At 68.7% G+C, this 6,212-nt stretch carries 9 protein-coding genes; 3 read left to right on the forward strand and 6 right to left on the reverse strand.

Going from position 1 to position 6,212, the window contains the following annotated elements:
• Window positions 1-127 precede the first annotated feature (127 nt).
• Window positions 128-886, forward strand: coding sequence for an SDR family oxidoreductase (locus GT354_RS22505; RefSeq protein ID WP_161358179.1), 759 nt, complete (start codon window positions 128-130; stop codon window positions 884-886).
• A gap of 12 nt (window positions 887-898) precedes the next feature.
• Here GT354_RS22505 and GT354_RS22510 read toward each other — a convergent pair whose 3' ends face one another.
• A complete protein-coding gene (locus tag GT354_RS22510; RefSeq protein ID WP_161358180.1) occupies window positions 899-1,300 on the reverse strand; it encodes a RidA family protein in 402 nt (133 codons plus the stop codon).
• A 101-nt stretch (window positions 1,301-1,401) separates the two neighbouring features.
• On the opposite strand from GT354_RS22510, the gene GT354_RS22515 reads away from it, so the two are divergent.
• Both GT354_RS22515 and GT354_RS22520 read left to right on the forward strand, forming a co-directional pair.
• On the forward strand, window positions 1,402-1,785 hold the full coding sequence (locus tag GT354_RS22515) for a helix-turn-helix domain-containing protein (RefSeq protein WP_161358181.1): 384 nt from the start codon (window positions 1,402-1,404) through the stop codon (window positions 1,783-1,785).
• Between the two features lie 75 nt (window positions 1,786-1,860).
• Complete coding sequence (locus GT354_RS22520; RefSeq protein WP_161358182.1) at window positions 1,861-2,184, forward strand: hypothetical protein; 324 nt, start codon at window positions 1,861-1,863, stop codon at window positions 2,182-2,184.
• A gap of 64 nt (window positions 2,185-2,248) precedes the next feature.
• On the opposite strand, the gene GT354_RS22525 is transcribed toward GT354_RS22520, so the two are convergent.
• The 5 genes from GT354_RS22525 to GT354_RS22545 all read right to left on the reverse strand — a co-directional run.
• On the reverse strand, window positions 2,249-2,848 hold the full coding sequence (locus GT354_RS22525) for an MBL fold metallo-hydrolase (protein ID WP_161358183.1): 600 nt from the start codon (window positions 2,846-2,848) through the stop codon (window positions 2,249-2,251).
• Between the two features lie 107 nt (window positions 2,849-2,955).
• The gene (locus tag GT354_RS22530; protein WP_161358184.1) at window positions 2,956-3,420 is read right to left on the reverse strand and encodes a GtrA family protein; all 465 of its coding nucleotides are present in this window, start codon (window positions 3,418-3,420) and stop codon (window positions 2,956-2,958) included.
• A 210-nt stretch (window positions 3,421-3,630) separates the two neighbouring features.
• Window positions 3,631-5,016, reverse strand: coding sequence for an FAD-binding oxidoreductase (locus GT354_RS22535; RefSeq protein WP_161358185.1), 1,386 nt, complete (start codon window positions 5,014-5,016; stop codon window positions 3,631-3,633).
• The gene (locus GT354_RS22540; protein ID WP_346012125.1) at window positions 4,976-5,410 is read right to left on the reverse strand and encodes an STAS domain-containing protein; all 435 of its coding nucleotides are present in this window, start codon (window positions 5,408-5,410) and stop codon (window positions 4,976-4,978) included. The genes GT354_RS22535 and GT354_RS22540 overlap by 41 nt, the downstream gene beginning before the upstream one ends.
• A 117-nt stretch (window positions 5,411-5,527) precedes the next feature.
• The coding region (locus tag GT354_RS22545) for a hypothetical protein (protein WP_237535345.1) at window positions 5,528-6,212 on the reverse strand (685 nt) is incomplete at its 5' end.

The raw sequence follows: 6,212 nt of genomic DNA on the forward strand, positions 1-6,212 counted from the left end.
CCGTTGCGGGCGCGGGCTGTGCGGCGGCGGTCGGGGCCGCGTTCCGCGCCGTCGGCCCGCCCAGGCGCCGACCCACCCAAGTGTTCGCCCCCGTTCGCCTATGTTCGCCCACACAGGAGAGACCGTCATGACAATCCTGGACCGTTTCCGACTCGACGGCCGAGTCGCCATCGTCACCGGAGCGTCCTCCGGTGTCGGAGTGATCTTCGCCCAGGCCCTGGCCGAGGCCGGGGCGGACATCGTCCTGGCCGGCCGGCGGGCCGACCGCCTCGCCGAGACCGCCGCGTCGGTCGAGAAGATCGGGCGGCGGGCGCTGTGCGTGCCCACCGACGTCGCCTCGCCCGAGCAGTGCCAGGTCTTGGCCGAAGCGGCGGCCGACTTCGGACCGGTCGGGGTTTTGATCAACAATGCCGGCGTCGGCACGGCCGTCCCGGCGATCCGGGAAACGCCCGACCAGTTCCGATCGGTCCTGGACGTCAATCTGGCGGGGGCGTACTGGATGGCTCAGGCCGCCGCCCGCGTGATGCCCGACGGTGGCTCCATCGTCAACGTCTCCAGCGTCCTGGGCCTGGTCACCGCCGGCTTGCCGCAAGCCGCGTACTCCGCCTCCAAGGCCGGGCTGCTCGGCCTCACCCGAGACCTCGCCGCGCAGTGGAGCACCCGCCGCGGCATCCGGGTCAACGCCATCGCCCCCGGCTTCTTCGCCTCGGAGATGACCGACCAGTACCCGGACGACTACCTCACAGCCCGCCTGAGCACCCTCCCCATCCCCCGCCTGGGCAACGCACAGGAACTCGCCGCTGCGGTGCTCTTTCTCGCCTCCGACGCCGCCGGCTACGTCACCGGCACCACGCTCGTCGTGGACGGGGGCCTGACCATCTCCTGACCACCACCCGGATCAGGCCGGCAGTCGCGTGTCGACGACGAAGCTGATCTCGACGACCTGGCCCGGGACGGTCAGTTCGGTGACACCGAGAACCGTGCTGACCGGTCGGTGGTCGCCGAAGTACGCCAGGTTTCCCTTCGACACCGCCGCTGCGTCCTGCCGCAGGTTCACCAGGTACAGGGTCTGCGACACGACCTGGTTCCGGGTGACGCCGTAGTGGTCCAGGATCTTGTCCGTGTTGAGGTAGGTCTGCTCCAACTGGGCGGCGAAGTCGTCCGAGTAGAGGCACTCGCCCGCCTCGTCGAAGGCGAGCTGTCCGGAGACGTGGATCAGCTCGCCGGACCTGATCGCCTGCGCATAGCCGAAGTCGCTCTCGGCCGGCACGTTGTGGTGGAAGACATCGACGGTCGCCATCGTATTCGCCTTTCAGCTGCGCTCTCTTGTGGTTACTCGGAAACCATAAGAGAGTGAGGGTCGACCTGGAAGAACGCACTTTTTGGTAATCGAGGAACCTGATGGTGACCAAGCAACTGCTCACCGGCCTGCCCGAGGACGCGGACCTCAGGCGCGCCGACTCCCTGGCCCGCGAGATCTTCTCGGACGTCGCCAACAAGTGGGCGCTCCTGATCATCGAGGCACTCGGCGAGCGCACCCTGCGCTTCGGCGAACTGCGCAACGAGGTCGAGGGCGTCAGCCACAAGATGCTCACCCAGAACCTGCGCATGCTGGAGCGCAACGGCCTGGTCGACCGGAAGGTGTACGCCACCGTGCCGCCGCGAGTGGAATACACACTCACCGTGCCGGGCCGAGCCCTGCGCGCCACGGTCGATGCCATCTGTGAGTGGACCCACCGATACCTCGAAGACATCGAGAACGCACGGGGCCACTTCGACACCTGACGGGCGCGCGGCATCGCGCGGGCCGTCGACCCCCGTGGCTTCGAACGCCGAAGGTCGCGTTGATAGCCTCGACGCATGCCGGATCAAGGGGCAGTTGTCGTGATCAGCGTCAAGCCGTCTCCCGTCGCCGCCTGGTTCCATCACCTGCTGACGAAGCCGGTGATCGAGCTCGACGGCACGGAGCACGTCGCCAAGTGGGGCAAACAGGAGATTCCGGTGCCGCCGGGCGACCATCGGATCAGCGTGTACTTCCGCTACCGAGGGCAGGCCGACGCACGGCTCGCGGAGGCGAGTACGCAATTCATCACCGGGCAAACGTCGCGGCGCGTGGAGATCACGGCCGGCCTCGGACCGCTCAACGGAAGCGGTTTCCGGATCGGGGAGCCGGCGGTCCGGTAAGCCCAGGCGCGCCCCGGCCACCGCGGACCGGTAGGGACGGGGGCGGCCGGCCGCCGGTCGGTTTTCAGGCCGTCGCGCCCGGTGGGAGTCTGCGGTAGCGGCCGTCGCACTCCTGGGTGAGCCAGCCGTTGAGGCTGCTCAGTCCCCGCTCGTTGATTTGGCCGTCGTGGATGCCGTACGCCCGTTCGGGCTCGATGGCACGCACGAAGTCGATGGCCTCGTCCGTCTTCAGCCACGACCCCTGTAGGGGTACCAGCAGGGTTTCCACCGGCCGACCGGGAACGTGCAGCGAATCCCCGGGGTGATAAAGGGAGTTCTCGACGAGGTAACCGAGGTTGGCGCAGTCCGGAAGGTCGCCGTAGACGCGCGCGTGTCGCCCGCCGTGGGCGCTCACCTCGAAGCCGGCCGCACCGAAGTCCTCGCCGGGCGCGACGCCGACGAAATCCAGGCCCGGGATCCGAGCCGTCTCCGGTGCGTAGACGGGGATCCCCAACCCTTGCAACCGCAACAGGTCGACGTGGTCGCTGTGTTCGTGGGTCACCAGGACCGCGTCCGCGCCGACGAGGGCTTCGCTCTCGCTCCAGACGCCGGGATCGATGACCAACACGCCACCGCCGTCGCGTTCCAACCGCACGCAGGAATGGGTGTACTTGGTGATCCGCACCCGGGTGAGCCTAACCGGGATCCGGCGCCCGACACAGGCCCTGCCGACGACCCGCCGTCGAAGCCGAACGAGAGCCATGGGCCGGACCGAACGGCGCGGGCCGCAGGTCAGGACACCCGTTCCTCGAACCGCGAACCGTTGTCGGTGAAGACCCAGGTGCGATACGCGAACAAACGGAACAGTGTCGCCATGGGGAGCCCGACACCGAACTTGGCGATCATGTCCGTCGGGGTCGAGCTCGCGTGGAGGATGTAGTTCACGACCATCACCGGAATGAGCTCCAAGATCATTCCCACGAAACTGAACCCCAGATACAGCGCGAACTCGCGCCCACGCGTGTCGTTTTCGCGATGGCCATAGGTCCAGAACCGGATGCCCACATAGTTGAAGAGGATCGCGACAGCCGTGGAGACGACGCTCGAACGCCCGGGCTCCAAGTGGAGGAGTTGCTTGCAGCCCAGGAACACCAGGAAGTTGACGACAAAACCGAAAGCCCCCACAACCCCTGACTTGGCCACTTCGTGCTTGACCCGATCAAGCCGGCTGAGGAACGAACGCACTGCTTCACCCATCGGTTTCCTGGTGGAACGAGACGACGTCAGGTTACTGGCCGCGGCCGACTCGAATCGGTAGGCGGGGCGACGAGTCGGCGGTGCGCGGCGCGCCGGCGGTGATCGCGTATCGCCGCTCTCGGCCCGACGGTTCGGCGAGCGACGACCGTTCGTACGTCCTTGCGGGTCGTTGTCACCGTCCGGCTCACCGCCGCACTGTTCGGGTGGGCCTCACAGTTCGAGGCGTCTGCTCATGTCGGAGACGAAAACGCCCTCGGGGTCCACGCGTTGCCGAACCTTGCGCCATTCCTCCAGCCGGGGATACATCTCCTGGATGGTCTCCGGTGTGGCCCGGGATTCCTTGGCGAGATACAACCTGCCGCCCAAGTCCAGTACTCGCTCGTCCAGTTCGTCGCACAACCTGCCCAGGCCGGCTTTGACGGGGAAGTCGACCGCGATGGTCCAGCCGGGCGCGGGAAAGGACAGTGGGGCACGGTTTCCGGCGCCGAAGCGCTTGAGCACATTGAGCGCGGAGTACTGCCCGGACCCCGCGATGTGCCGGATCAGGTCACAGAACTCGGCTTCTCGGCCGAAGGGGGCGATGAACTGGTACTGGAGGAAGCCCTTGCGACCGTAGGCGCGGTTCCACTCGCCGAACAGGTCGAGCGGGTGGTAGAAGGCCGTCAGGTTCTGTACCCGGCCCCGGCCGCGCGGTGGGGTGGTGCGATAGTAGAACTCGCCCAGGGCGGCGAACGAGAGCCGGTTCATCGCCACCCCGCTGGGGAAGACGTTGGGCACCGTCATCAACTGTGGGGCGTCGAACCGCAACGGATTCGAGCGCAGTTTCCTCGGCAGTTCGTCCAGCTTCGCCAACGAGGCTCGGCCGATCGCCGCTCGGCCCAGGCGCGGGCCGGTGGACATGACGTCGAACCAGGCCGCGGAGTAGTCGTATCCGGCGTCGGATCCGTCGGAGAAGAACGCGACCGTGTCCTCCAGGGACTCCGTGCGATCGTGGTCGGTCACGAAGTAGGCGGTCTCGGTTCGGGTCATCCGGACCGTGGCGCGCAGAACGACACCCGTCAGCCCCATGCCGCCCACCGTGCACCAGAACAGGTCGGACTCCGGGCCGTCCGGCGTGATCGTGCGCACCTCGCCGTCGGCGGTCAGCAGATCCATCGACGTCACGTGGTTGCCGAAGCTGCCGGCCGTGTGGTGGTTCTTGCCGTGGATGTCGGAACCGATCGCGCCGCCGACGGTCACCTGCCGGGTTCCCGGCAGAGTGGGCACCCACAGCCCGAACGGCAGTGCGGCACGCATGAGTTGATCCAGGCTCACCCCCGCGTCCACCACGGCCGACCGCGAGTCTGCGTCGATCCAGTGGATCCTTCGTAAAGCCGTCATGTCCAGCACCAGGCCACCCGCGTTCTGCGCGGGGTCCCCGTACGAACGACCCAGCCCTCGGGCGATCACTCCGCGCGTGCCCGCCTCCCGAACCGCTCGCACGATGAGGTCGAGGTTTTCCGTGCTCAGTACGTCGGTGTGGGACGGCGCGGTGCGTCCCCATCCGGTCAGGCGCCTACGTTGGGTCGGGAGGCGGTCGGTGGTCGAGGTTGTCATGTGGTGAGGCTACTGGCGACCGGTCGGGCGCGGGGTCGGGGAGGTTGTCGAGGATGTCGAAGTGTGGGGTCAGGTCGGGAAGGCGCAGGATGAACAGGATGAAGGCGTCCACGCAGATCAGCCGCACGGTTCCGGTGCGGGCGAGGGCACGGGCATGAGCCTGCGCGAGGGCGGTGATCGTGCGGGCGTCGAGGAAGGTGACCGCGCGTAGGTCGACGAGCAGGTGCGGGCGGTCGGTGTCGGTGAGTGCTTCGAGCGCTTCGGACAGCGGGGTGACGGTGGCGACGTCGAGTTCGCCGGACAGGGTCACCAGTACGTGGGGTCCGTGCGGCCTCGCGGACAGCATCGGGGCGGGGGTGGCGTTCGTCGTGGTCGTCGTGGTCGTCGTGGTCACTGCGGTCCCTTCGTCGCGAGGGCAAGGGCGAGGCGGGCGGCGCCCGAGGGGTGCTCCGGGCGCCGCCCGCCGGGTGGGGCGAGTCGGGCGAGTCGGGGTCGCGTGCGGCCTTGTGTGTCAGGTGCGGCCCGCGGCCTCCAGGAGGCAGGGGAAGCGTTCGTTGGGTCGGCAGATCTCGCCGAGGTCGGGGTCGTCGACTTCCTCGATGCCGGGCTCGACCCTTGCGACGTACGCGTGTGGGTCGCCGCCGTCGCCGGGGTGGGCGGGCGCCGGGCCCGGGGCGGCCGCGTTGACGCGGCCGGCCCAGTGGTGGGCGTCCTGGGGTTCGCCCTCGACCCGGTGGTGCAGGGTCAGCAGGCGCATCGCCTCGACATTGTCGGCGCCGGCGGCGTAGCGCCACCAGAACGCGGCGGGGGCCGGCCGGCCGGTGAGGTAGAGCAGGCAGCCGAAGACCAATGCCCCGGCGGGTGCGCGTTTGTGCACGAAGTCGCCGAGCCGGGGGCCGGTGGTGGGGTGGGCGATGATCGCCTGGCAGGCGTGCTCGAGATCGGTGGCGGCGGCGTTCTGGGCGGCGTGCGCGTCGGCGAACCCGGCGTTGCGGGGCGTGGCGCCGGCCGCCGGCCGGATCAGGGCGGCGAGGAGTTCCTCCTGGACGATGCGCGCGGCCAGGCGACGGGTCGCGGCGGCGGGGTCGTAGTGGGCGAACGCGGTGTCCATGTCGCGTCGGCGCTGCTGGAGGGCGTGGTCGAGGGGGTCGAGGTGGTTGTTCATGCCTTCGGTTCCCGAGAGTGCAGGGGGTGGG

Origin of the sequence: Streptomyces sp. SID3343, assembly GCF_009865215.1 — a bacterium.
GTDB lineage: Bacteria > Actinomycetota > Actinomycetes > Streptomycetales > Streptomycetaceae > Embleya.

Bases quoted from the DNA above. Each gene is read 5' to 3' on its own strand.
- GT354_RS22505 (WP_161358179.1), top strand. From the start codon at position 128: ATGACAATCCTGGACCGTTTCCGACTCGACGGCCGAGTCGCCATCGTC.
- GT354_RS22510 (WP_161358180.1), bottom strand. From the start codon at position 1,300: ATGGCGACCGTCGATGTCTTCCACCACAACGTGCCGGCCGAGAGCGAC.
- GT354_RS22515 (WP_161358181.1), top strand. From the start codon at position 1,402: ATGGTGACCAAGCAACTGCTCACCGGCCTGCCCGAGGACGCGGACCTC.
- GT354_RS22520 (WP_161358182.1), top strand. From the start codon at position 1,861: ATGCCGGATCAAGGGGCAGTTGTCGTGATCAGCGTCAAGCCGTCTCCC.
- GT354_RS22530 (WP_161358184.1), bottom strand. From the start codon at position 3,420: ATGGGTGAAGCAGTGCGTTCGTTCCTCAGCCGGCTTGATCGGGTCAAG.
- GT354_RS22535 (WP_161358185.1), bottom strand. From the start codon at position 5,016: ATGACAACCTCGACCACCGACCGCCTCCCGACCCAACGTAGGCGCCTG.